This is a genomic window from Streptomyces sp. NBC_00090 (genome assembly GCF_045160815.1).
Taxonomy (GTDB): domain Bacteria; phylum Actinomycetota; class Actinomycetes; order Streptomycetales; family Streptomycetaceae; genus Streptomyces.
Genome location: NZ_CP108224.1, coordinates 4,780,735 through 4,805,032 on the forward strand (window position 1 = coordinate 4,780,735; position 24,298 = coordinate 4,805,032).

Here is a 24,298-nt window from a genome sequence, read left to right on the forward strand (position 1 = left end):
GCCACTCTGCGGAGGGCGGTGCAATTGCACATATTAAATCGGGCCGGTGTAGGCAGGGTGTAAGTGAAGCGGTTTCTGAAACTGGTTCAGTGACTCCCGTCACACTGGCGAACTCTTGCCAATCAACAGCCTCCCACTTCCGGGATCGCCCTCAACCCGCCGTTGGTCATGGGCCGGTGGGACTTTCGTCCTCCGTTGCCGAGGACGTCGCCGGCTCGCGCTCCGGCTCCTGCTCCTCGTGCTCGGGGAGCTCCATGACGAGCCGCAGGAGGCGATGGCAGACCACGCAGTGGCGAGTGAGGTGTCCGTAGCGGGAAGCGGCCGCCAGATGGGCACGCAGCAGCGCCCGTGTGTCGTGTCGTGCAGCCGAAGCCGAGGCCATGCGCGACCACCTCCGGTGTGGGCCCCCGATTCCCTGACTCCGGGGTACCGGCGGCACGTGGCCCCGTCAATACACGGGAACACAACGAAGGCCCGCATCTCACGATGCGGGCCTTCGGTAAAGCGAACCTGACGGGACTTGAACCCGCGACCTCCACCTTGACAGGGTGGCGAGCTAACCAACTGCTCCACAGGTCCTTGGCTGCAGCCCCTCGTAAGTGGCTGCGAGGAACACTGTACAGCAGGTCAGCGGTCCGGTCGAACGCGCCGGCGCCCGGGGCACAGCGACGCCGCTCAGGGCGCCGCCGCGTCGATCGCCTTCACGATCCGCTTGTCCGAGACCGGGTACGCCGTGCCCAGCGCGTGCGCGAAGTAGCTCACCCGCAGCTCCTCGATCATCCAGCGGATGTCGGTGACCTCGGTCGGCACCGGGCGGCCCTTCGGGAGCTGTTCGAGCAGCCACGCGTACTCGTCCAGCATCTCGTGGACCTTCTCCATCCGGGTGGTGTCCCGCTGGACCCCGGTCGCCATCTGCTGGAGTCGCCGGTCCACCGCCACCAGATAGCGCATCAGGTCCGGGAGCCGCTTGAGGCCCGTACGGGTGACGAAGCCCGCCGGCACCAGCCAGGCCAGCTGCTCGCGCACGTCCGTCAGGTTGTTGATCAGGGCCAGGCTGTTGGTGGACTTGAGCCGGCGCTGGCAGGCCTGCCAGGCCGCCAGGATCTGCTGGACCTGCCCCACCGTCCGCACCGTCGTGTCCACGAGGTCCGCGCGGACCTTGTCGTACAGCTTCCGGAAGGACTCCTCGTCCCAGGCCGGGCCGCCGTGGTCCGCGATCAGCCTGTCGGCCGCGGCGGTGGCGCAGTCGTCGAAGAGGGCCTGGATCGAGCCGTGCGGGTTCGAGGACAGGGCCAGCTTCTGCTGGTTGGTCAGCTTGTCCGAGGCGAACTTCGCCGGGTTCACCGGGATGTTCAGCATGATCAGCTTCCGGGTGCCCCGCCACATCGCCTGGGCCTGCTCGGCCTCCGTGTCGAAGAGCCGTACGGCGACGGTCGCGCCCTCGTCCACGAGCGCCGGGTACGCCTTGACCGGCTGGCCGGCCCGCCGGGTCTCGAAGACCTTCGTGAGGGTGCCGATCGTCCATCCCGTGAGCCCTGTGCGCTCCAGGGACGGGCCGGAGCCGTCCGGGCCGCCCGTGGCCGCCGCGGCGGCCTGGGAGAGCGCCTGACGGGCCTTGGGGCGCAGCTTCAGCCGCAGCGTCTCCAGGTCCTTGTCCTCGGCCAGCTTGCGGCGCCGCTCGTCGACGATCCGGAAGGTGACCTTGAGGTGGTCGGGGACCTTCGCCCAGTCGAAGTCCTCGGCCGTGACCGGGACGCCGACCATCCGCTGGAGCTCGCGGGCGAGCGCGCCCGCCAGCGGCTCCTGCACGGGGACGACGGCGTCGAGGAAGCGGGTCGAGAAGTTCGGCGCGGGCACGTAGTGGCGGCGGATCGGCTTCGGCAGGGAGCGGATCAGCTCCGTCACGACCTCCCCGCGCAGACCCGGGATCTGCCACTCGAAGCCCTCGTCCGTCACCTGGTTGAGCACCTGGAGCGGGATGTGGACGGTCACGCCGTCCGCGTCCGCGCCCGGCTCGAACTGGTACGTCACCCGGAACTTCAGCGGGCCCTGCCGCCAGGAGTCCGGATAGTCGTCCTTGGTGACCGCCCCCGCCTTCTCGTTGATGAGCATCTCGCGCTCGAAGTCGAGGAACTCCGCCGCAGCGCCTCCTTCGTGGAGCTTGTGCTTCCACCAGGAGTCGAAGTGGGCGCCGGACACGACGTGCTCGGGGACGCGCTTGTCGTAGAAGTCGAAGAGCGTCTCGTCGTCGACGAGGATGTCCCGGCGCCGGGCGCGGTGCTCCAGCTCCTCGACCTCGGTGAGGAGCTTGCGGTTGTCGGCGAAGAACTTGTGGTGGGTGCGCCAGTCGCCCTCGACCAGGGCGTTCCGGATGAACAGGTCCCGGGAGACCTCCGGGTCGATCCGGCCGTAGTTCACCTTGCGGTCGGCGACGATCGGCACGCCGTACAGCGTCACCTTCTCGAAGGCCATCACGGCCGCCTGGTCCTTCTCCCAGTGCGGTTCGCTGTACGTCTTCTTCGTCAGGTGCTCGGCGAGCGGCTCGATCCACTCGGGCTCGATCCGGGCGTTCACCCGGGCCCAGAGGCGCGAGGTCTCCACGAGCTCCGCCGACATGACGAAGCGCGGGGGCTTCTTGAAGAGCGCGGAGCCGGGGAAGATCGCGAACTTGGCGCTGCGGGCGCCGAGGTAGTCGTTCTTCGCGCCGTCCTTCACGTCCTTGAGACCGATGTGGCTCAGGAGACCCGCAAGGAGGGAGACGTGCACGGACTGCTCCGGCGCGTCCTCCTCGCTCAGGTGGATTCCCATCTGCTTGGCGACCGTCCGCAGCTGGGCGTAGATGTCCTGCCACTCGCGGATGCGCAGGAAGTTCAGGTACTCCTGCTTGCACATCCGGCGGAAGGAGCTGGATCCCCGCTCCTTCTGCTGCTCGCGGACGTACCGCCAGAGGTTCAGGTAGGCGAGGAAGTCGCTCGTCTCGTCCTTGAAGCGGGCGTGCTGCTGATCGGCCTGCGTCTGCTTCTCGGCCGGCCGCTCGCGCGGGTCCTGGATGGAGAGCGCCGCCGCGATCACCATGACCTCGCGGACACAGCCGTTCTTGTCCGCCTCCAGGACCATGCGGGCGAGCCGCGGGTCCACGGGCAGCTGGGAGAGCTTCCGGCCCTGCGGGGTGAGGCGCTTCTTCGGGTCCTTCTCCGCCGGGTCGATCGCCCCGAGCTCCTGGAGGAGCTGCACGCCGTCCCGGATGTTGCGGTGGTCCGGCGGGTCGATGAAGGGGAACTTCTCGATGTCGCCGAGGCCGGCCGCGGTCATCTGGAGGATGACGGAGGCGAGGTTCGTACGGAGGATCTCCGGGTCCGTGAACTCCGGCCGCGACAGGAAGTCGTCCTCCGAGTACAGCCGGATGCAGATGCCGTCGGACGTACGGCCGCAACGGCCCTTGCGCTGGTTGGCGCTGGCCTGGCTGACCGGCTCGATCGGCAGGCGCTGGACCTTGGTCCGGTGCGAGTAGCGCGAGATGCGGGCGGTGCCCGGATCGATCACGTACTTGATGCCGGGGACGGTGAGGGAGGTCTCGGCGACGTTCGTGGAGAGCACGATCCGGCGGCCGGAGTGCGCCTGGAAGACGCGGTGCTGCTCGGCGTGGCTCAGGCGGGCGTAGAGGGGGAGGACCTCGGTGTTGCGGAGGTTCCGCTTGAGGAGCGCGTCCGCGGTGTCCCGGATCTCGCGCTCGCCGGAGAGGAAGACGAGGACGTCGCCGGGGCCCTCGGCCTTGAGCTCGTCCACGGCGTCGCAGATCGCGGTGATCTGGTCCCGGTCCGACTCTTCGCTGTCCTCTTCGAGGAGCGGGCGGTACCGGACCTCGACCGGGTACGTACGGCCGCTGACCTCGACGATCGGGGCGTCGCGGAAGTGGCGGGAGAAGCGCTCCGGGTCGATCGTCGCGGAGGTGATGACGACCTTGAGGTCGGGGCGCTTCGGCAGCAGCTGGGCCAGGTAGCCGAGCAGGAAGTCGATGTTGAGGGACCGCTCGTGGGCCTCGTCGATGATGATCGTGTCGTAGGCGCGCAGCTCGCGGTCGGTCTGGATCTCGGCGAGCAGGATGCCGTCCGTCATCAGCTTCACGAAGGTCGCGTCGGGGTTCACCTGGTCGGTGAAGCGGACCTTCCAGCCGACGGCCTCGCCCAGCGGGGTCCGCAGCTCCTCGGCGACCCGCTCGGCGACCGTGCGGGCGGCGATCCTGCGGGGCTGCGTGTGCCCGATCATGCCCCGGACGCCCCGGCCGAGCTCCAGGCAGATCTTCGGGATCTGGGTGGTCTTTCCGGAACCCGTCTCACCGGCGACGATCACGACCTGGTGGTCGCGTATCGCCTCGAGGATCTCGCCCTTCTTCTGTGAGACGGGCAGCTGCTCGGGGTACGTGACCGGGGGCACGCGAGAGGCGCGCCCGTCGACGCGCTCCTTGGCCTTGGCCGCCTCGGCGGCGATCTCGTCCAGGACGGCCTCGCGGGCCTCGGGCTTGCGGATGCGGCGGGCGCCTTCGAGACGGCGGCCGAGCCGGTGGGAGTCCCGCAGCGAGACCTCGGCCAGGACGGACTGGAGGGCGGCGAAGGAAGTAGACATACGGATCCCAGGATCGCACCTGCGGCCGAGAAGCGGCGAACCCATTTACGAGCGGGACGTTCCCCGGGGGTGCGTACTATTTCGGGCACGTCGACCGGACCCGAGAGGTTTCGCATGATCCGCACCACCCGCGCCCCGGCGGCCCTCGCCGTGCTGACGGCGCTGGTGCTGGGTCTCCTGGTGTGCGGGGCGACGGTGAGTACGCCTCCGGGTGCGCCGGTGGCCGCCCCGGTCGCCGCCTCCCCGATGGCCGTCGTGGGCGCCGCCGTGCCGGGGTGCGACCCGGGTCACGGGCCCGACGCGGGCGCCTCGCGTCCCGTCGTACCGCCGCGCTCCGGCGGCTTCGCGGAGCTGCTGCCCGCGCTCGCCGCCGACCGGACGCCGTGCGCGGTCCGGCACGGGGAGCCGGACGGGCGGGGGACGGCGCCGGGACGGGAGCCGCCCGAGCGCGTACCGCCGTCTCCGGTGGAGTTGTCGATCCTGATGAGGGTGTAGGCGGACGGCCGCCCTCCGCCGTCCTCTCTTCCCTCTTTCCTCCGCAGGAGCGCTTCCGCATGTCCAAGTCCAGGCCGATCATGATCGTCTCCGGGGTGGCGGCCGCCGCCGTGCTGCTCGGCGTCGTCTCGTACACCGCCACCAGGCCGTCCTCCGGCGACGGCGGCGCGGGCGGCTCGTCCGCCGTCGCCGAGGTCTCCGCCGATCCCTCCGCCGGCGTCTACCCCGAGCTGGAGGCGTACGCCCGCCGCGACGCCTCCGACAAGCTGGCCCTCGGCCGGGCCGACGCGCCCGTCGTCCTCATCGAGTACGCCGACTTCAAGTGCGGCTACTGCGGGAAGTTCGCCCGGGACACCGAGCCGGTCCTCGTGAAGAAGTACGTGGACGAGGGCACCCTGCGCATCGAGTGGCGGAACTTCCCGATCTTCGGCGAGGAGTCGGAGGCCGTCGCCCGCGCCTCCTGGGCGGCCGGGCAGCAGGGCCGGTTCTGGGAGTTCCACAAGGCCGCCTACGCCGAGGGGGCCAAGGAGAAGGGCTTCGGCAAGGACCGGCTCGCGGCCCTCGCGAAGGAGGCGGGCGTCCCCGACGCGGCCCGGTTCGCGAAGGACACCGACGGGGCGGCGGCCCGCGAGGCCGTCCGCGAGGACCAGGAGCAGGGGTACGCGCTCGGCGCGACCTCCACCCCGTCCTTCCTCGTCAACGGCCGCCCGATCGCGGGCGCGCAGCCCCTGGAGACCTTCACCGAGGCCATCGAGGCGGCGGCGAAGGCCGCGAAGTCCGAGAAGCCGGCGAGGTCGGAGAAGACGCCGGGCGCCGCACGGTGACCTCCGGCATCGGCTACTTCGCGGCCTTCCTCGGCGGCCTGCTCGCCCTCCTCAGCCCGTGCAGCGCCCTGCTCCTGCCCGCCTTCTTCGCGTACTCGATCGACACGCGCGCGAAGCTGGTGGCCAGGACCGGGATCCTCTACGCGGGTCTGGCCACCACCCTCGTCCCGCTCGGCGCGGCCGGCTCCTTCGCGGGCCGGTTCTTCTACGGCAACCGGGACCTCCTGGTCACCGTCGGCGGCTGGCTGATCGTCGGGCTCGGCGTCCTCCAGCTCCTCGGCCTGGGCTTCGCCTCCCGCCGCATCGCCGAGGCGAGCGGCCGCATCCGGCCCACGTCGGCGCTCTCCGTCTACGCCCTGGGCCTCGTCTACGGCCTCGCGGGCTTCTGCGCGGGCCCGATCCTGGGCAGCGTCCTGACGGTGGCGGCGCTGAGCGGCAGCCCGGCGTACGGAGGCCTGCTCCTCGCCGTGTACGCGCTGGGCATGGCGGTCCCGCTCTTCGTCCTCGCCCTGCTCTGGGAGCGGTACGACCTGGGCCGGCGGCGCTGGCTGCGCGGCCGGCCGCTCCGGGTCGGCCCGCTCACGCTCCACTCGACCTCGCTGCTCTCGGGCCTGTTCTTCATCGCCCTCGGCACGCTCTTCCTGGTCTTCGACGGGACGACCGCGCTGCCGGGGCTGCTCTCGGTGGACGAGTCGTTCGCGGTGGAGGAGCGGGTGGCGGAGCTGGGCCGGTCGGTGCCGGACTGGGCGCTGCTCGTCGCGGTGGTGGCCGTGGTGGCGGTGGTGCTCGCGGTCCGGGGCCGGCGGGGGAGCCGGACGCGGGAGCGCGAGGAGGCGTGACCGCACGCGGGGAAGGGGCGCGGGCCCCTTCCCCGTACGGGCTTTCCGGGTGCTTCGGGGAAACGAAGAAGGCCCCGTTCTTTCGAACGGGGCCTTCTGTTTGTGGCTGGGGCCGGGGTCGAACCGGCGACCTATCGCTTTTCAGGCGATCGCTCGTACCAACTGAGCTACCCAGCCACGAGACTGTTTCCAGCCTCAGCGACTCTGACGGGACTTGAACCCGCGACCTCCACCTTGACAGGGTGGCGAGCTAACCAACTGCTCCACAGAGCCTTGCAATGTGCGAGACAAGTCTCGCACACGTTAATGCGTACCCCCAACGGGATTCGAACCCGTGCTACCGCCTTGAAAGGGCGGCGTCCTGGGCCACTAGACGATGAGGGCTAAGGGCCCGCCGGGGCGCTTCTCAGCGCGTCGGGGACGTGAGAAGCATATGGGATGTCGGCCGGGATCGCCAAAACGGTTTCCGCCGACCCGCGGAGAGTCCCTCCGGCAGGGGGACAATGGGCGCGTGCTGGAGATGACGCGCGAGGAGTTCGAGGAACTTGTCGCCGAGGCCCTGGACCGGATCCCACCGGAACTCGCCCGGCTGATGGACAACGTCGCGGTGTTCGTGGAGGACGAGCCCGCCCCGGACGATCCCGAGCTGCTCGGGCTGTACGAGGGGACGCCGCTGACCGAGCGCGGCGAGTGGTACGCCGGCGTGCTGCCGGACCGGATCACGATCTACCGGGGCCCGACGCTGCGGATGTGCGAGTCGCGCGAGGACGTGGTCGCGGAGACCGAGATCACGGTGGTGCACGAGATCGCCCATCACTTCGGGATCGACGACGAGCGGCTGCACGCGCTGGGCTACGGCTGAGCCGGGTCGTGCCGTGAGGCGGCCGGGTCGTGCGGTGAGGCACGTGTGAGGCGCACGCCCGCGGTGTCCCGGGCGTGTCCCTTGTGGCGCAAAGGGAGTTGGGCAGGGTGACGCGTTCCTTCCCTGCCTGTTGTGTCCTGGAGGTGCCCCCGTGCGCCATTTGCCCACCCGTGTGCGATGGGCCGCCGCCGCGCTGGCCGTCGCGGCCTGCGCCGGCCTGAGCGGCTGTATGAGTGTGAGTGACGAGGGGGCGAAGCCGGCGCCCGGTGCGTCCGGGGGGAAGCGCGGAGTGGCGGCCGAGTCCGACGGCGGGACCGGTCTCCCGGGCGGGGGCGGCGGCTCCTGGAACGGCCGGCCGGAGAAGGGCGGGCCGGACGTGGCCGGCGGGGGCGCGAAGTCCCTGGTGCCGAGCGGCTCGCCCACGGCGTCCGCGGAGCCCTCGACGGGTGTCCTGCTGCCGGTGGAGGGTTCGCCAGGACCCGGCGGCTCCCCGAAGCCCCGGCCGACGGGCGGCAACGGCGGTGCCGCCGGCGGCGGCGAGGGGCCGGGCGGGGGCCCCGTGGACGGCGGGAGCGGCGGGAGCGGCGGCGGGAACAGTGGCGGCAACGGCGACGGCGGTGGCGGCGCGGGCAGCGGCGACAACGGGGGAGGGGCCGGGGGTCCGGGTGGCGGCGGGGTGACGCCGTCGCCGGAGCCGACCGTACCGACCCCGGAACCGACGCCGGAGCCGACCGTGCCCACCCCGGAACCGACGCCGGAGCCGACCTCGAATCCGACCGATCCGCCGTCCTCCGGACCCGAGCCCCAGCTGGGTGCGATGCGGGCGGCGGACGGGCCGGGGGCGCCTCCGGAGCCGGTGGCATCACCGCAGGTCGGACCGGTGTGACGGAGTCCGGTTTGCCATAGGTGGGGGAGAGTGCGTATGGTGGTAGATCGTTTGATCCCATTGCCCGGCGCCGACACAGAAGAGCGCCGTGTGGCGCGTACTCTCCCTAGCCGTGACTGACCGCATTGAGGCGGTCGATTTGCGAATTCACGGAGTTGACGGGCGCGTGCCGAGACTCCGGAAGGTTTCGCATTTCGCATGTCCATTTTCAGTTCTGACCACGCCGTCATGCCCGAGAACGACGAGATCGTCGAGGCCGTAGAGGCCACCGAAACCGTCGTCACCGAGGCTGCGGCCCCCGCCGAGACTCTCGCCGAGGCCGTCATCGACACCACCGACTCCGACGAGGCCATCGAGGCCTTCGAGGCCGACATCGAGGCCGACGAGGAGCCCGCCGAGCCCGGCATCACCTTCGGCGACCTCGGTCTGCCCGAGGGCGTCGTGCGCAAGCTCGCGCAGAACGGCGTCACGAGCCCCTTCCCGATCCAGGCGGCGACCATCCCGGACGCCCTGGCCGGCAAGGACATCCTCGGCCGTGGCCGTACCGGCTCCGGCAAGACCCTCTCCTTCGGTCTCCCGCTGCTCGCCACGCTGGCCGGCGGTCACACCGAGAAGAAGAAGCCCCGCGGCATCATCCTCACGCCGACCCGTGAGCTCGCGATGCAGGTCGCGGACGCCCTCCAGCCGTACGGCGACGTGCTCGGCCTCAAGATGAAGGTCGTCTGCGGCGGTACGTCCATGAGCAACCAGATCTACGCCCTGGAGCGCGGTGTCGACATCCTCGTCGCCACCCCGGGCCGTCTGCGCGACATCATCAACCGCGGCGCCTGCTCCCTGGAGCAGGTCGCGATCGCGGTCCTCGACGAGGCCGACCAGATGGCCGACCTGGGCTTCCTGCCCGAGGTCACCGAGCTGCTCGACCAGATCCCCGGCGGCGGCCAGCGCATGCTCTTCTCCGCCACCATGGAGAACGAGATCGGCACCCTGGTCAAGCGCTACCTGACCGACCCCGTCACGCACGAGGTCGACAGCGCGCAGGGCAACGTCACGACCATGACCCACCACGTCCTCGTCGTGAAGCCGAAGGACAAGGCCCCGGTCACCGCGGCGATCGCCGCCCGCAAGGGCCGCACGATCATCTTCGTCCGCACCCAGCTGGGCGCCGACCGCATCGCCGAGCAGCTGCAGGACACCGGCGTCAAGGCCGACGCCCTGCACGGTGGCATGACGCAGGGCGCCCGTACGCGCGTCCTCGACGACTTCAAGAAGGGCTACGTCAACGCGCTCGTCGCGACCGACGTCGCCGCCCGAGGCATCCACGTCGACGGCATCGACCTGGTCCTGAACGTGGACCCGGCCGGCGACCACAAGGACTACCTGCACCGCTCGGGCCGTACCGCCCGTGCCGGCCGCTCCGGTGTCGTGGTCTCCCTGGCCCTGCCGCACCAGCGCCGTCAGATCTTCCGCCTGATGGAGGACGCGGGCGTCGACGCCTCGCGCCACATCGTCGGCGGTGCCGGCGCCTTCGACCCCGAGGTCGCCGAGATCACCGGCGCCCGTTCGCTGACCGAGGTCCAGGCCGACTCGGCGAACAACTCGGCCAAGCAGGCCGAGCGCGAGGTCGTCGACCTGGCCAAGCAGCTTGAGCGCCTGCAGCGCCGTGCCGTCGAGCTCCGCGAGGAGGCCGACCGCCTGGTGGCCCGTGCCGCCCGTGAGCGCGGCGAGGACCCGGAGGCCGCTGTCGCCGAGGTGACCGAGGCCGCCGAGGCCGAGGTCGCTGCGGCTGCCGTGGAGGCCGAGCGTGCCGCGCGCGCCGAGGAGCAGCGTCGTGAGGAGCGCCCGGCGTTCCGCGACGACCGGGGCAACTACGAGCGCCGTGACCGCGGTGGCGACCGTGGCGGCGACCGCGGTGGTGACCGTGGTGGCTTCCGTCGGGACAACGACCGTCCGTCCGGTGGCTTCCGCCGGGACAACGACCGTCCGTCCGGTGGCTTCCGCCGCGATGACCGTCCGTCGGGTGGCTTCAACCGTGACGACCGCGGTGGCGACCGTGGTGGCTTCCGTCGCGACAACGACCGTCCGTCCGGTGGCTTCCGTCGTGATGACCGTCCGTCGGGTGGCTTCAACCGTGACGACCGCGGTGGCGACCGTGGTGGCTTCCGTCGCGACAACGACCGTCCGTCCGGTGGCTTCCGTCGTGACGACCGTCCGTCGGGTGGCTTCAACCGTGACGACCGCGGTGGCGACCGTGGTGGCTTCCGTCGCGACAACGACCGTCCGTCCGGTGGCTTCCGTCGTGACGACCGTCCGTCCGGTGGCTTCAACCGTGACGACCGTCCGTCGGGCGGCTTCAACCGCGACGACCGCGGCGGCCGTCCCTTCGAGCGTCGCGACAACGACCGTCCCGCCGGCGGCCACCGTGGCAGCGACCGTCCGTTCAACCGCGACCGTCGCGACGACCGCCCCTCCGGCGGCTTCCGCTCCGGTGGCGGCGACCGCCCGCACGGCCGTCGTGACGACCACCGCGGCACCGGTTCGACCGGTTCGACCGGCGGCTCCTTCGGCCGTCGCGACGACAAGCCGCGCTGGAAGCGCAACGGCTGACCTGCCGTGATCGGCTGAGCGAGCCCCAGGGCCCGTACGAGCACTTCGGTGCTGGTACGGGCCCTGACTCGTATCGCCGTTCGACCGGATACGCTCAGCCGGTCGACAGGGGTGGGAAGAGCCGCCAGGGGGGCCCGGCGGAGGCTTCTTCCCGCCATCCGCACACCGGGTTTCCTGGGGAGGGACCTTCTTGTCTCGTCACTCACGCGCGCGGCGCCCCCGTGCGCGTATCGCCGTCCTCGCCACCGCGCTCCTCGCCTCCGCGGTCGGCCTCTCGCCCGCCGTGACCGCGCAGGCCTCTCCCGTCGTCGGGATCGACCAGCTGGACATCACGCCGAACTGGCGGGGCGTGCCGCGTCAGGAGACCGTCACCGCGGTCGGCACCACGGGCTACGCGCACGAGACGGAGGACTCCGACGCGTCCTTCGGCGGACAGCTGGAGTGGACCGACTTCGCGAGCGGCGAGAGCGTCCCCGTCGGGTACGACAAGGGGTACCTGCCCTTCGCCGAGTCCGGCACCGGCGGACGGTACCTGTACGTCCAGCGGGGCATCGGCGTCCACGCCCTCCGCGACCTGGAGACCGGCACCGAGCAGCCGCTCGACATGCCGGCGGACGCGAGCTACCGGGGGCTGCTCGGCTCCACACTGCTCTTCCAGCGGTACGCGTCGGCCGAGGACTCCTCCACGACCACCGGCTACTACCTCCGGCGCGCCGACGACCTCGCCGCGGCCCCGATCCCGGTGACCGGCTGGCCCGCGGGGGCGAACCTGCACCTGGCGCGGCTCGCCGCGGGCGACGACTCCGTGGCCGTGGTCCGCTTCGGCCGCTCCGCCGACCCGTACGCGTACGACTACTCCGACCTCGGCGTGATCGATCTGAGCACCGGCCGGATGACGGTCGTCGAGGCGCCCACCCCGACCGGGAGCGTGCTCGTCGCGCCGGTGGCCGTGAGCCCCGACCGGATCGCCTGGGTGGACCGGAACCGCACGGTGCACGTGCGGGAGCGGGCCGCCCTGACCGGCGCCGAGCGGACCCTCGTCCTCCCCGCGGGGCTGAGCACCGCCCGTATCGCCCTGGTCGGCGACTGGGTCCTGGCGCTGGGCGAGGCCTCCGGCACCGACGCCTCGCTGAAGCGGCGGCTCGTGGCGCTGTACCCGGACGGGCGTTCGCAGACGCTCCTGGCGAGCGCCGAGGCGGAGTTGAACCAGATCGGCGGCGGGGGAGCGGCCGTCGTGGGCGGTACGTCCGCCGCCGACTGGTCCCTCCTCAAGGCCGTCCCGGGCAAGGGGGACGGCGCCCCCGTCCTGGAGAAGCTGCGCCGGGTGGAGCCGCTGCCGGCGAGGGTCGACTCGCTCGCGCTCGGCGCGGGCCGGCTGTCCACGCTGGAGCCGGACGCGGGCAAGGGCGGCTTCTACGGGCGCACCCTGCCGGTCGGCCCGATGCACACCGGCCAGTCCGCGCCCGCGTGGGCGGGTGCGGAGACGGGACGCCTGCAGAGCGCCACGCCGCTGTTCGACAGCGGTGACGGGCGCACGGTCTACCTGGCCGGTACCGGCACCGGCGCCCTTGAGGTCGTCGGCCGCCGCTCCTCCGGGCAGACGGTCCGCGTCGCCACGGGGAAGACCGAGGGCCGGCTCGCCGACGCCTTCGGCCGGTGGGCCGTCTTCCAGGAGGGCCGTACGAGCGCCCCCGGCCAGCTGGTGAGCGGCGGCATGTCCGTCGTCGACCTGGACGCCGGGAAGACCGTCCTGACGAGGACGACGCAGGCGGCGGCCGCGCTGTGGGGCGACACGCTGTACGCGGGTACGACCACGGACCTGGTCACGCGGACGGACCTGGCCACCGGCAAGGAGCTCGCCAAGGTCGACACCGATGCCCCCTGCCAGGTGACGGAGCTCCAGACGGCGGGCCGCTGGCTGTACTGGGCCTGTTCGCAGTTCACGAAGCAGGGCGTCGTCGACCTGCGTACGGGCAAGAGGATCGCTCTGCCGGCCGGGGTCGCCACGGGCGCCCTGCTCGGTGACGGCTATCTGATGGAGCGGTCCTTCGACGGCTACCTCCGGCTCACCGACTTCCACGCGGGCACCGTCGAGGCGGCCCGTACGCTCGTCGACTCCACTCCGGTCCCGGGCGCGCGGCGCGAGGCGTGGACGGTGGACCGCTTCGGCGGGGCCGTCGCGTACAAGGACCGCGAGAACCTCGTCCACACGGTGTGGACGGGCGTGCCCACCTCCGATCTGACGGCCGCCTCGGCGAGCGCTCCGACGACCATGCGGTCGAAGGACGGCTGGAAGGGCTCCTGGGCGCTCTCGAAGCCGGCGTCGAACTGGGAGCTGACGATCCGGCACTACTACTCCTGGTCCCTGATCCGCTCCTACGGGGGCGGCGAGACCCGGGGCCGGGTCAATGCGGCCTGGGACGGCCGGACGGCGGCGGGGAAGGCGGTTCCGAACGGGCCGTACGCCTGGGACCTGACGGTGCGCTCGGCGGACGGGCAGGGCCAGGACCTGGTGATCTCCGGGATGATCGCGGTCTCCGGCGGCCGGCCGGCGTGGCGCGACCTCGCGGGGACCGACGGCCAGGGCGATCTGCTGGTGATGGACACGGCGGGCCTGGTGTCGATGTACCGGGGCAACGGCTGGGGCGGCCTGTCGGCGCGGATCGCGGGCACGGGCGCCAAGTTCGCGACGACGTCCGTCCCGGTGCCGTTCGGCGACGTGAACGCCGACGGGTGCCTGGACGTGCTCGTGCGCGTCGGGGACCAGTTGCGGGCGTACCGGCCGGGGTGCGGGAAGGTCGTGTCGGCCTCGTCGCCGTACACGCCGATCGGTTCGGGCTGGGGACAGTACGACGTGCTGACGTCCCCGGGCGACGTGAACAACGACGGGTTCGACGACCTGGTCGCACGTCAGACGACGACGGGCGACATGTACTTCTACGCGGGGACGGCGGACCACCGGCTGAAGTCCCGGGTCCGGATCGGCACGAACTGGAAGCTGTACAAGAGGATCACCGGCGCCGGTGACCTGAACGGCGACGGACGGGCCGACCTGGTGGCCGTGGACGCGTCGGGCGGGCTGTGGCGGTACTACGGCACGGCGACCGGCGGGGTGACCACGCGCGCGCAGATCGGCCACGGCTGGGGCGTGTACTCCACGCTGACGGGCATCGGCGACATCTCGGGCGACGGATGCGCGGACCTCGCCGCGCGCGACACGGCGGGCAGGCTCTACGCCTACAACGGCACCTGCACCGGCGGGTACGGCTCCCGCGTGCTGATCGGCACGGGCGGGTGGAACGCCTTCAAGGGTCTCTACTGAGCCCTGTCGGAGTCCGTCCGACCCCCGCGGCCCCCTGAGGGGCCCGGCCACCACCGGCCGGGCCCCTCTACGCGTTCGTCAGGGACGGCGCCAGGGACGGCGTCACGTGCCGCGCCACGTGCCGCGCCCCGTGCAGCGCCACGTGCCACGCCTCGTGTCGGATACCCGATCGGTTCCGGGGATCTCTAGGGCTATGCTGCATGGGTGTGCTTGTCCATGGGCCGTTAGCTCAATTGGCAGAGCAGCGGACTTTTAATCCGTTGGTTGTGGGTTCGAGTCCCACACGGCCTACGTGTGGCGGGGGGAAGGGAAACCTTCAGACCTGCCGGGGAGCGCCCCGATCGGTTCGTCCGGTCGGGGCGCTTCGGCGTTTCGTGAACTCAGCGGGTGGTGTTCAGGAGTTCGCGGCCGGCGAGTTCGTTCACCTCGCGCCAGGCCTGGACGCGGCGCGGGGTGATGCGGAACCAGCGGTACGGAGTGGTCAGCGTGCGCGGGTCGAAGCCGGTGCGTTCGGCGAAGCGGTCTCCCCGGTCCCTCGGCAGCGCCTCGATCTCCAGGACCTCGACGTCGCCGTCGATCATGGACACGTCGCGGGTGTGGCCGAGGCCCAGCCGGGCGAGCCGGGTGGCGGCCAGGTTCCGGCCGGTCGGGCTGTTCGCCGGGGTGGCCACGAGGAGGGCCTCGCCGTCCCAGTCGAAGGAGAGCGGCACCAGGTACGGCGCGCCGTCCGGCGAGGCGGTGGCCACCCAGACGTCGACGTCATGGGCGAGCCGGTGCTCGGTGTCGCGGCGGCGCTGGGCGCGGGAGCGGGGTGCGGCGGTCATCGGTCGCTCAGTTGTCCTGCAGCAGGCCGATGAGGTTCCCGTCGGGGTCGACGACCGTGGCCACCAGGCGGCCGCCGCCGACGTCGTGCGCGGCGTCCTTCACGGTGGCGCCCGCGGCGGTCACCTCGGCGACCTTCGCCTCGATGTCCGGCACGTGCCAGTAGGCGAGCGACGAGGTCAGACCCTGCGGGCCGCCGCCCGGCAGCAGGCCGATGTGCTGGCCGCCGGCCTCGAAGCCCACGTAGTAGGACTCGTCGGTCTGCGGCTCGACGCCGAGCAGCGCGGCGTACACGGCCTTGGCCTTCGCCAGGTCGGACACGGGGTGCAGCACCGTCTTGATTCCCTGGGTGGAGGTGGAGGCGGAGGTGGCGGTCATGGTGGGTCACTCCTGTGGTCGTTCGGTGGTTTCCGTCCGGCTCGTTCGCCGTGGTCACAGCTTGCTCCGGCGGGGGTACGGGGCGCCTCCGTGCTCACCACGGAAAGGACCACGGAGCGGGCTGCGGATCGGACCACGGAACGGGCTGGGGATCCGACCACGGAACGGACTGCTCAAGTCGGTTGGAGCGAACGGATAATGAGGTGGTGTCCACTCCAGTGATCTCGTCCAGGGAAGCCGACGTGCTCGCGCTCCTCGGGGAACACCTCAGCAACGCGGAGATCGCCGCGCGGCTGTTCATCTCCGTACGGACGGTCGAGTCGCACGTCTCCTCGCTGCTGCGCAAGCTGGAGTCGCCGGACCGGCGGGCGCTCTCCCGGCGCGCGGCCGAGCACGCTCCCGCCGAACCGTCGGGCTCGGCCCCCGTCCTCCCCGCATCGCCCCTCCCCGCCCCGCTGACGGCGTTCGTCGGCCGTGTGCGCGAGCGCGGGGAGCTGGCCGATGCCGTGAAGACACACCGGCAGGTGACCGCGGTCGGTCCCGGCGGCGTGGGGAAGACGCGGCTCGCGCTGGCGGTCGCGGCGGAGCTGGCAGGCGACTTCGCCGACGGGGTGTGGTTCGTCGACCTCGCCCCGGTCACCGACCCCGGGCGATTGGGGGCGGCGGTCGCGGCGGCCGTCGGCGTGGGCGAGCAGCCCGGGCGGGACATCGACGACGCGGTCCTCGCCGTGCTGGCGGACCGTCAGGCGCTGCTGGTGTGGGACAACTGCGAGCAGGTACGCGACGGAGTGGCGCTGTTCCTGGAGCGGCTGCTCGCGGCCTGCCCTCGCCTGCGGGTGCTCGTCACCAGCCGGGCGCGGCTGATGGTGCCCTTCGAGCGGGTCTACCCGGTGCCGCCGCTGTCGCGGGCCGGGGGCGGCGATTCGGATGCCGTGGCGCTCTTCCTCGACCGGGCCGCGGCGGTCGGACCGGCGCCGGATCCGGCGGTACGCGACACGGTCGTGGCCCTCTGCGAACGCCTCGACGGCATGGCGCTGGCCATCGAGCTCGCGGCGGCGCGCTGGCCCACGCTCGGTCTCGACGGCCTCGTGGCCGGTCTCTCCGACCAGTTGAGGATCCTGGCCGGCGGACCCCGCGCCGCCGACCGGCACCGGTCGGTACGGGCGGTCCTCGACTGGAGCCACGACCTGCTGGAGCCGGAGGACCGGGCGCTGCTGCGCCGGGTCTCGGTGTTCGTGGTGCCCTTCACGGCCGAGGCGGCCGCCGAGGTCGCCGGGTTCGCCCCGCTGGAGCCCGGCGCGGTCGCCGACGGGCTCGGCAGACTGGCCGAGCAGAGCCTCCTCGCCGTGACACCGTCCGCCGGCGGCACCCGCTACCGGGCCCTGGAGACCATCCGCCAGTACGGGACCGAGCGGCTCGCCGCCGCCGACGAGCTGACGGCCGTCCGTACACGTCACCTGGGGTGGTGCCTGGCCGGTGCGGAGGTCCTCGCCGACTCGGGCGGGGCGGACTGGCGCGCCCGGTTCGACGCCGTGGCGGAGGACCTCAGGGCCGCCCTCGCCTGGGCCGCCGAGCAGCCGGAACTGCGCGCGGACGCCTGCCGCCTCGCCCTCGCCCTCGCCGGACCGGCCTTCACCCGCAACCTGCTCGGCGAGGCCCAACAGCGGTACGAGCAGGCGGCCGTGCTCACCGAATCCGCCGCGGAGGCCGGGGAGGCGCTGCGGCACGCCGCCGCGGTGGCCGGGTGCCGGCGGCTCGGCGACGACATGTACCGCCTGCACCGCGCCGCGGGGGAGGCCGCCCGCCGGGCCGGGGACCTCGCCGGTGCGGGCCGCGACCTGGCGGCCGCAGCCACCGTCGCGTACCGCTTCTCCAGTGAGTTCACGCGGATTCCCCCGGTGGAGGAGGTGACGGTTCTGCTGGCGTCGGCCCGGGAGCTGTCGGGGGTCGGCCCTGGCCTTGGCCCCGGTGTGGGCGGGGGCGTGATCCCCGGTGGTCCCGCCGATCCGTCCGCCGATCCGTCCGCAGTCGCGGCCGTCGCGCTGGCCGAGGCGGCGGTGGTCGCGGACGCGTTCGGCGCGGTCCAGGGCGCCACGGACAACACCGTGGAGGAGACGGTCGCCCTCGCCGCGCGGGCCGTCGAGCTCGCGCGGCGCGCCGGTGACCCGGTGGCGGAGTCGGCCGCCCTCGACGCGCTCTCCGGTGCCCGCAGCTGGGCCGGCGACGCCTTCGGCGCCGTTGCCGCCGCGCGCCGCCGGATCGACCTCCTGGCCGTCGTACCGCGTACCCCCGCCGGTACCCACGAGCTCCTGGACGCCCTCGCCATGGCCGCCGGAACCGCCCTCGGCGTGGGCGCGCTGCCGGAGGCCCGCCGGTGGGGCCGGCAGCTCTCCGACCATCCGCTCCTCGCCGAGGTGGGCCACCACGCCTCCTCCTGGCTCCTGGTCGCGGACGCGTTCGCCGGCCGGGTCGACGAGGTGCTGACCGGCAGCGGGAGGTTCCTCGACGCGTGGGAGCGGACCGGCCGTCAGCAGTCGTTCTCCCTCGGTCCCGCCGCCGCGTCCGTCGCCATGGTCCACGGCCTGCGCGGCGACGACGGGGCGCGGGCGGAGTGGCTCGCGATCGTCGACCGGGCGGGCACCGCGGAGGAGTACCGCCACGGCTACGGCGCGATCCTCGACGCCGTGGTCCTGCTCCACCGCGGGGACGCGGACGCGGCCCTCGACCGGGTCGCACCGGAGCCGGAACGGGTGTGGAAGTGGGTCACCTGGATCTGGCTCCACTGGTACGTGGCCCTCAGGGCGGAGGCGTCGGTGCTCGCCGGGCACCCGGACGCCCGGGCCCGGATCGCCGGAGCCAGGACCGTGATCACCGGCAACCCGGTCGCCACCGCGCAGGTGGACCGGGCGGAGGCGCTGCTCGACGGCGACCTGCCGCGACTCCTCGCCGCCGCCGGGGCGTTCGAAGCGGCCGGCTGCCCCTACCAGGCGGCGCGCACGCTGCTGCTCGCCGGGGGCGAGCACGTCGCCCCCGGCACGGCCGCCCTCGCCGCACTGGGTGTGCGCCCGGGGGCGTGGGCATGAGGACAGGCCCTCCGGGATTCTCCCCGCCCGAAGATCTTTTTCCTCCGAACGGGTCTTCCCGGGGAGCGTGGTGGGGGACCGTGGAGGAATGTGGATCCGGACGTGGAGGTGGGGTCGGTGACGGCAAGCGGTTCGGGTGATCCTGGGAGGGGGGCCCAGCGGCTGGCCCGGTGCGCGCTGCTGGCCGCGGCGGCCGCGGTGGTGGCGCTCCTGACGGCCCTGGCCAGTGGGTTGTTGATCCTGCTGATCGGGCTCGCGGGGCTCGTCGGCTCGGCCATGGGCATCTGGTGGTTCCTCGCCCATCGCGGGCCGCTGCGGGTACTCGGCGGGATGCTCGCCGTGGGCGGGCCGATCGCGGTCCTGGTCCTGTACGTCATCGGCGGCGTCTGGGGCAACGCGCTCGTCGCCCTCGCGCTGTGGGGTGTCGCGCTCGCCTGCGCGCGGACCGCCCTGCGCCGCCCGGACCGGGAATGGAACGCGGTGATGCGCGGCGCGCCCGCGTCCCGCCCCCGACGGCCCGTCCTGATCATGAACCCGAAGTCCGGGGGCGGGAAGGTCGGCCGCTTCCGGCTCGTCGAGCGCGCGGAGGCGCTGGGCGCGCGGGTGATCCTGCTCGACCTGTCCGCCCAGACCGATGTCGGCGCGCTCGCCCGGAAGGCCGTGGCCGACGGCGCCGACCTCCTCGGCGTGGCCGGCGGCGACGGCACCCAGGCGCTGGTCGCCGAGGTGGCCGCTGAGCACGACCTGCCGTTCCTCGTCATCTCGGCCGGCACCCGCAACCACTTCGCGATGGACCTGGGCCTCGACCGCACCGACCCGGCGACCTGCCTGGACGCGCTGACCGACGGCGAGGAGCTCCGGGTCGACCTGGGATCGGTCGCCGGGCGGCCCTTCGTCAACACCGTCTCCTTCGGGGTGTACGCGGACGTCGTCCAGCGCCCCGAGTACCGCGACGCGAAGGCGGGCACCGCGGTCGACGTCCTGCCCGACCTGCTCCAGGGCGGCGAGGGAGCGCGTCTCGACGCGACGGTCGGGACCGTCAAGACCCGCCGGCTTCCCGCGCAGCAGGCGCTCCTCGTCAGCAACAACCCCTATGCCGCGCCCGATCCCTTCGGGGTCGCCACCGCCCACCGGCCGCGCCTCGACCGGGGGGAGCTCGGGGTGATCGGCATCCGGGTGGACGGCGCCGCACAGGCCGCGGAGCTGGCGGTACTGGGAACCCAGGCGACCGGTCTGAACGTTCTGACGGCTCGTAGGGTCGAGGTCGTGGAGAACCCCGACAACGGAAACAACGGGCACAACGGAAACAACGGGAACGGGAACGGAGGGAACTGGGGGAGTGAGCACCGGACCATCTCCGTCGCCGTGGACGGCGAGGCGCTGACCCTGCCCACCCCGGTCGTCTGCACCCTCCGCCCCGGCGCCCTGAGGGTCCTCGTCCCCCGTGACCGGCCGGGCTCCGTGCCTCCTCTGCCGCCTCTCGACTGGCGGCGGATCACGGAGCTCGCCTTCCACACCCCGCACACCTCCCACGACTCCCACACCCGCACACCTCTCACACCCCCTGAACCTCCAAGGAGCGGCGCATGACGGACATGACAGCGGAGACGGCGGAGACGGGGACCCTCCCCGCGGTCCTGCACGACCTCCGGGCCGTCGACGGCGCCGTGTACGCCGCCGTGGCCGCCACCCCCACGCCCACCCTCGACACGGGGCTGCGCCGGCTCTCCACGGCGGCGAACCACTCCAAGATCTCGCTCGCCGTCGCGGCCGCGCTCGCCCTCGTACCGGGCCGTCCCCGCCGGGCCGCGCTCGCGGGCGCCGGGGCGATCGCCATCGCCTCGGCCTCGTCCAATCTGCTGGGCAAGCGGCTGGTCCGCCGGGCGAGGCCGGACCGGGAGGCTGCCCGCGTGGTGGTGGGCCGTCACGTCCCCATGCCCGACTCGGCCTCGTTCCCCTCCGGGCACACCGCGTCGGCCGTCGCCTTCGCGACCGCCGTGGGGGTCGTTCTGCCCGTCGCCGCCGTGCCCCTGGGGGCGCTGGCGGTGGCCGTGGGCTACTCCCGCGTGCACACCGGGGTGCACTACCCGGGTGACGTCGCCGCGGGCGCCGTCCTCGGCGTCGCGAGCGCCGCCGTCTCCCTGGCGGCCGTGACCTGGGTGGCCACCGGGGAGCGGTGACCCGGGAGGGGCGGTCCCCGTCACTTGGCGAAGGTGAGGAGCGGTCCTCCGTCAGTCGGCGACAGCGAGGAGGTGTCCCCCGTCAGTCGGCGACGGTGAGGGGCGGGAGCCGCCAGCTGCCGTCGAGGACGGAGGGTTCGGGTCCGTACATCCGGACGACGACGGTGAAGGGACCGTCGGGGGCCGGCAGCCAGTTCGACGCCTGCTTCGGGTCGGCCGGGCGGTCCTTCCGTACGTACAGGGTGAGGCCGCCGTCGTCGTCGTACACGAGCCCCGGGGTGCGGTCGCCGATCGAGTACCGGTCGAGCTCGTTGTCGACGAGCAGCCGCTCGGGCAGCCGGTAGGGGGTGGCCGACCAGAAGTAGCGGGCCGGGGGCAGTTGGCCGGCGGGGAAGTGGACGACGTGGTCGTGGTCGGCGGCGTTCGGCGGGTGGTTGCCGCGGTCGTCCGCCCCCCAGCCGCCGTACCAGGCCTCGGCCGAGGGGAGTCCGTACAGCCCCATCGACGCGGCGATGGACCGGCCGAGGTGGTCGGCGCCCAGCTCGGCGCGGGTGCCGAAGAGACGGGTGGAGTCCGTCGTGGTGGCCTCGGCCTCCTCCAACCGGGCGCGGCCGTCGGCGATGCCCTGCTCGACGGCCGTACGGAGCTCGGGGCTCAGCGCGGACGGCTCGAACTCGCCCGAGCCGGAGACGCCGAGCGTCGCGAGCCGGTCGCGCAGCCCGCGGTCCTCCTCCAGGGCCGGGAAGAACTGGAGCAGGAAGTCGAGGAGCGTGAAGAACTCGACGTTCTCCAGGTCCTCCTCGCGCCAGACCGGCCAGACCGGTTCGTCGGCGGGGTGCGGCGCGGCCGTGTCCGTGTACGTGGAGAGGGGGCGCAGCAGGTACTGCTCCTGGATCGCGCGCAGGGCGGGTACGTCCTCGGGCCCGGCCAGATAGGTGCGGCCGACGACGCCGACGAGGAAGGTGTCGGCGCGCAGCACGCCCGTGACGCCCTCCGGGACGGTGCCGCTCCAGCCGGGGCCCGCCAGCAGGTAGTGGCCCGGGCCCTGGCCGGTCGTCCGGGCGCCGATGTAGCCGACGTACGCGGTGTCGAGGTCGTGGAACGGCAGCACGTAGTAGCGGTCGACGGCCGGGACGGAGACCACGACGGGCTCGGCGCGCAGATCGAGCCAGGCCCAGGAGTACGGGGTGTCGTTGTTCGGGGTCACGACATCGGTGTTGGCGGCGGTGAACGGCTCCGAGTAGTGCCGGAAGCACCCGAATCCGCCCACGTACCGCGGGTCGTCGGCGTCGATCGCCTGCGGGTACATCGTGCGGTAGTTCTCGAGGAGCGGGTAGCCCCAGATCCAGGCGTCGGCCGCCGTACGGCGGGCCTCCTCGGGGGTCAGCTGCACAGCGGCCACCTTTGCGGGTTCGCGGGCGGGAGGGGACCTTTCGTACAAAATCGCACGAAAGGTCCCCTCCCGCATGCGGTGCGCCGGGTGGGACGGAGCCTCAGAAGGCCGCGCGGGCCAGGTCCTCCTCCGAGAGGTCGAGCGCGGCGAGCCGCTCCGGGTCGGCCAGGACCTGGAGCCCGACGATCCGGTCCCCGGCGATCGTGAACGCCATGAGCACGGACGGGCGGCCGTCGGCGACCGCCAGGTACGCGGGCGCGCCGTTGACCACGACGGGCAGGGACGCCTGGCGGAACTTCGCGTACATGAGGGCCTGCGAGATGACGGCCTCGGCGCCCCGCACCACCTTGGAGGCGGCCGCGAGGACCCTGCCGCCGTCCGCCCGGAGCACGACGTCGGGGTCGAGGACCGCGAGCAGGCCCTCGAAGTCGCCGCCGTTCGCGGCGGCGAGGAACGCTTCGGCGATCTCCCGCTGGCGGCGCGCGTCCGGCCCCGCGGCGGGGGTGGAGTCCTGCACGCGGCGGCGCGCCCGGCTGGCGAGCTGACGGGTCGCGGCCGGGGTGCGGTCCACGATCCGCGCGATCTCGTCGAAGGAGACGGCGAACATGTCGTGCAGCACGAACGCGAGCCGCTCGGCAGGGGACAGGGTCTCCAGGACGACGAGGAGCGCGAGGCCGACGGACTCGGTCAGCTCCGCCGCCTGCTCCGGGTCGGTGGTGTCGGGGAGGCGGACGACCGGGTCGGGGACGTAGTACTCGAGCGGGTCCTCGCGGCGCGAGCCGCGGGAGCGCAGCATGTCGAGGCAGACGCGGCCGACGACCGTGGTCAGCCAGCCGCTGAGGTTCTCCACCGCGCTGACATCGGTGCGGCTGAGCTTGAACCAGGCCTCCTGGACGGCGTCCTCCGCCTCGCTGAGCGAGCCCAGCATCCGGTAGGCCACGGCCCGCAGGTGGCCCCGGTCGGCCTCGAAGCGCCGGGCCAGAAGCTCCTTGTCGCCGTTCGGGCCGCCGGCTCCGCGCCCGTTCAGGTCGCCGCCCCCGCTCCCGCCCCCGCTCCCGTTCACGTCACCGTTCGCGTCGCCGATCACGTCGCCGTCCACTCGTCGATCTCCCCCTTCGCGTCCCGTCATGCCCTCATGACGGATGGAACCCTGCCGATGTGACACGAGCGGCGGCGGTCGAGCGGCCCGAACGGTCCCGTTGCGTGAGATCCCCGCCGCCCCACGGCGAACGCCCGGGATTCCCCGGCCGAAGCCCCCGACCGCCGTGAATCCTCACTTCAGCGGGACGATCACCCTCCGTAGATTGATCACCATGACGACGACAACGACGCAGGTCAACCCCGTACTCCGCACCCCGCCGGCCTCTCCCGCCGCCGCTGCCGCGTACTTCTCCGCCAGCCTCGCCTTCCACGCCGACGTCTCCGACGTGGCCTCCGTGCTGGCCACCGCGACCGCCGAGGGCACGGACCCCGGCTTCGTCGTGATCGACTCGCGCTCCACCGCCTCCTGGGACCAGGGGCACGTCCCCGGCGCGCTCCACCTCCCGACCGCGCTCATCCCCGAGCAGGCCGAGCAGCTGCTCGACAAGTCCGTCCCGGTCGTCACGTACTGCTGGGGGCCGGGCTGCAACGGCGCCACGCGCGCCGCGCTGGCCCTCGCGGAGCTGGGCTTCCAGGTGAAGGAGATGCTGGGCGGCTTCGAGTACTGGGTGCGCGAGGGCTTCGCGTACGAGACGTGGGAGGGGCCCGCGGAGAAGGCCGCGGACCCGCTCACGGCGCCGGTGGATTCCGACGATTGCGGCTGCTGAGAAACCGATTTCACGATTGCCCCGGTCATGACGTAGAGTCGTGTTTACCGACGCGGGGTGGAGCAGCTCGGTAGCTCGCTGGGCTCATAACCCAGAGGTCGCAGGTTCAAATCCTGTCCCCGCTACTCAGTAGCAAACGAAGACCCGGATCCTCATGGATCCGGGTCTTCGTCGTTTCC

At 72.6% G+C, this 24,298-nt stretch carries 17 protein-coding genes and 6 tRNA genes; 13 read left to right on the forward strand and 10 right to left on the reverse strand.

The genetic code is table 11. The annotated features are described in order from the left end of the window. Positions 1–166 precede the first annotated feature (166 nt). From OG361_RS21340 to hrpA, 3 genes are all read right to left on the reverse strand, one after another. On the reverse strand, positions 167–382 hold the full coding sequence (locus tag OG361_RS21340; protein ID WP_405855818.1) for a DUF6274 family protein: 216 nt from the start codon (positions 380–382) through the stop codon (positions 167–169). Between the two features lie 123 nt (positions 383–505). Continuing rightward, a tRNA-Asp gene (locus tag OG361_RS21345) sits at positions 506–579 on the reverse strand. Positions 580–675: 96 nt separating this feature from the next. Next, positions 676–4,623 carry an ATP-dependent RNA helicase HrpA gene (gene hrpA / locus OG361_RS21350; RefSeq protein ID WP_405855820.1) on the reverse strand — a complete coding sequence of 1,316 codons (3,948 nt, stop codon included), beginning with the start codon at positions 4,621–4,623 and terminating at the stop codon, positions 676–678. Positions 4,624–4,737: 114 nt separating this feature from the next. Between hrpA and OG361_RS21355 the strand changes: the two genes are divergently transcribed. Genes OG361_RS21355 through OG361_RS21365 form a run of 3 tightly spaced genes read left to right on the forward strand, consistent with a single transcriptional unit; the run spans position 4,738 to position 6,781 of the window. Then, on the forward strand, positions 4,738–5,118 hold the full coding sequence (locus tag OG361_RS21355; RefSeq protein WP_405855822.1) for a hypothetical protein: 381 nt from the start codon (positions 4,738–4,740) through the stop codon (positions 5,116–5,118). 59 nt (positions 5,119–5,177) lie between these two features. After that, complete coding sequence (locus tag OG361_RS21360) at positions 5,178–5,942, forward strand: DsbA family protein (RefSeq protein ID WP_405855824.1); 765 nt, start codon at positions 5,178–5,180, stop codon at positions 5,940–5,942. Beyond that, positions 5,939–6,781: a cytochrome c biogenesis CcdA family protein gene (locus OG361_RS21365; protein WP_405855826.1), complete on the forward strand. Its 843-nt coding sequence runs from the start codon at positions 5,939–5,941 to the stop codon at positions 6,779–6,781. The genes OG361_RS21360 and OG361_RS21365 overlap by 4 nt, the downstream gene beginning before the upstream one ends. Positions 6,782–6,884: 103 nt before the next feature. On the opposite strand, the gene OG361_RS21370 is transcribed toward OG361_RS21365, so the two are convergent. From OG361_RS21370 to OG361_RS21380, 3 genes are all read right to left on the reverse strand, one after another. Beyond that, a tRNA-Phe gene (locus tag OG361_RS21370) sits at positions 6,885–6,958 on the reverse strand. A 22-nt stretch (positions 6,959–6,980) separates the two neighbouring features. Beyond that, positions 6,981–7,054, reverse strand: a tRNA-Asp gene (locus OG361_RS21375). Positions 7,055–7,092: 38 nt separating this feature from the next. Next, positions 7,093–7,165, reverse strand: a tRNA-Glu gene (locus OG361_RS21380). 127 nt (positions 7,166–7,292) lie between these two features. Between OG361_RS21380 and OG361_RS21385 the strand changes: the two genes are divergently transcribed. The 5 genes from OG361_RS21385 to OG361_RS21405 all read left to right on the forward strand — a co-directional run bounded on the left by OG361_RS21385 (position 7,293) and on the right by OG361_RS21405 (position 14,746). Next, positions 7,293–7,643, forward strand: a complete 351-nt coding sequence (locus OG361_RS21385; RefSeq protein ID WP_055642303.1) for a metallopeptidase family protein — start codon at positions 7,293–7,295, stop codon at positions 7,641–7,643. A gap of 151 nt (positions 7,644–7,794) precedes the next feature. Beyond that, complete coding sequence (locus OG361_RS21390; protein WP_405855828.1) at positions 7,795–8,529, forward strand: hypothetical protein; 735 nt, start codon at positions 7,795–7,797, stop codon at positions 8,527–8,529. Positions 8,530–8,727: 198 nt separating this feature from the next. Then, a complete protein-coding gene (locus OG361_RS21395; RefSeq protein WP_405855830.1) occupies positions 8,728–11,133 on the forward strand; it encodes a DEAD/DEAH box helicase in 2,406 nt (801 codons plus the stop codon). Positions 11,134–11,323: 190 nt separating this feature from the next. Continuing rightward, a complete protein-coding gene (locus OG361_RS21400; protein WP_405855832.1) occupies positions 11,324–14,455 on the forward strand; it encodes an FG-GAP repeat domain-containing protein in 3,132 nt (1,043 codons plus the stop codon). A gap of 218 nt (positions 14,456–14,673) precedes the next feature. After that, a tRNA-Lys gene (locus OG361_RS21405) sits at positions 14,674–14,746 on the forward strand. Positions 14,747–14,835: 89 nt separating this feature from the next. On the opposite strand, the gene OG361_RS21410 is transcribed toward OG361_RS21405, so the two are convergent. Together OG361_RS21410 and OG361_RS21415 are read right to left on the reverse strand one after the other, a co-directional pair. After that, positions 14,836–15,279 carry a pyridoxamine 5'-phosphate oxidase family protein gene (locus OG361_RS21410; protein WP_405855834.1) on the reverse strand — a complete coding sequence of 148 codons (444 nt, stop codon included), beginning with the start codon at positions 15,277–15,279 and terminating at the stop codon, positions 14,836–14,838. Positions 15,280–15,286: 7 nt separating this feature from the next. Then, positions 15,287–15,655, reverse strand: coding sequence for a VOC family protein (locus tag OG361_RS21415; protein WP_405855836.1), 369 nt, complete (start codon positions 15,653–15,655; stop codon positions 15,287–15,289). A 206-nt stretch (positions 15,656–15,861) separates the two neighbouring features. Here OG361_RS21415 and OG361_RS21420 point away from each other — a divergent pair, with 206 nt between their 5' ends. The 3 genes from OG361_RS21420 to OG361_RS21430 all read left to right on the forward strand — a co-directional run bounded on the left by OG361_RS21420 (position 15,862) and on the right by OG361_RS21430 (position 20,918). Beyond that, complete coding sequence (locus tag OG361_RS21420; protein WP_405855838.1) at positions 15,862–18,738, forward strand: ATP-binding protein; 2,877 nt, start codon at positions 15,862–15,864, stop codon at positions 18,736–18,738. Positions 18,739–18,855: 117 nt separating this feature from the next. Then, on the forward strand, positions 18,856–20,328 hold the full coding sequence (locus OG361_RS21425; RefSeq protein WP_405855840.1) for a diacylglycerol/lipid kinase family protein: 1,473 nt from the start codon (positions 18,856–18,858) through the stop codon (positions 20,326–20,328). Continuing rightward, a complete protein-coding gene (locus OG361_RS21430; RefSeq protein WP_405855842.1) occupies positions 20,325–20,918 on the forward strand; it encodes a phosphatase PAP2 family protein in 594 nt (197 codons plus the stop codon). The genes OG361_RS21425 and OG361_RS21430 overlap by 4 nt, the downstream gene beginning before the upstream one ends. Positions 20,919–21,000: 82 nt before the next feature. Here the strand turns inward: OG361_RS21430 and OG361_RS21435 are convergent, their stop codons facing one another. Further along, a complete protein-coding gene (locus OG361_RS21435; RefSeq protein WP_405855844.1) occupies positions 21,001–22,311 on the reverse strand; it encodes a DUF1254 domain-containing protein in 1,311 nt (436 codons plus the stop codon). Between the two features lie 100 nt (positions 22,312–22,411). Further along, positions 22,412–23,338: an RNA polymerase sigma factor SigJ gene (gene sigJ / locus OG361_RS21440; RefSeq protein ID WP_405862372.1), complete on the reverse strand. Its 927-nt coding sequence runs from the start codon at positions 23,336–23,338 to the stop codon at positions 22,412–22,414. Positions 23,339–23,624: 286 nt separating this feature from the next. On the opposite strand from sigJ, the gene OG361_RS21445 reads away from it, so the two are divergent. Together OG361_RS21445 and OG361_RS21450 are read left to right on the forward strand one after the other, a co-directional pair. Next, positions 23,625–24,119: a rhodanese-like domain-containing protein gene (locus tag OG361_RS21445; protein ID WP_405855846.1), complete on the forward strand. Its 495-nt coding sequence runs from the start codon at positions 23,625–23,627 to the stop codon at positions 24,117–24,119. Positions 24,120–24,170: 51 nt separating this feature from the next. Further along, positions 24,171–24,244, forward strand: a tRNA-Met gene (locus OG361_RS21450). Positions 24,245–24,298 lie beyond the last annotated feature (54 nt).

Bases quoted from the DNA above. Each gene is read 5' to 3' on its own strand.
- OG361_RS21355 (WP_405855822.1), top strand. From the start codon at position 4,738: ATGATCCGCACCACCCGCGCCCCGGCGGCCCTCGCCGTGCTGACGGCG.
- OG361_RS21360 (WP_405855824.1), top strand. From the start codon at position 5,178: ATGTCCAAGTCCAGGCCGATCATGATCGTCTCCGGGGTGGCGGCCGCC.
- OG361_RS21415 (WP_405855836.1), bottom strand. From the start codon at position 15,655: ATGACCGCCACCTCCGCCTCCACCTCCACCCAGGGAATCAAGACGGTG.
- OG361_RS21430 (WP_405855842.1), top strand. From the start codon at position 20,325: ATGACGGACATGACAGCGGAGACGGCGGAGACGGGGACCCTCCCCGCG.
- OG361_RS21410 (WP_405855834.1), bottom strand. From the start codon at position 15,279: ATGACCGCCGCACCCCGCTCCCGCGCCCAGCGCCGCCGCGACACCGAG.
- hrpA (WP_405855820.1), bottom strand. From the start codon at position 4,623: ATGTCTACTTCCTTCGCCGCCCTCCAGTCCGTCCTGGCCGAGGTCTCG.
- OG361_RS21395 (WP_405855830.1), top strand. From the start codon at position 8,728: ATGTCCATTTTCAGTTCTGACCACGCCGTCATGCCCGAGAACGACGAG.
- OG361_RS21445 (WP_405855846.1), top strand. From the start codon at position 23,625: ATGACGACGACAACGACGCAGGTCAACCCCGTACTCCGCACCCCGCCG.
- OG361_RS21340 (WP_405855818.1), bottom strand. From the start codon at position 382: ATGGCCTCGGCTTCGGCTGCACGACACGACACACGGGCGCTGCTGCGT.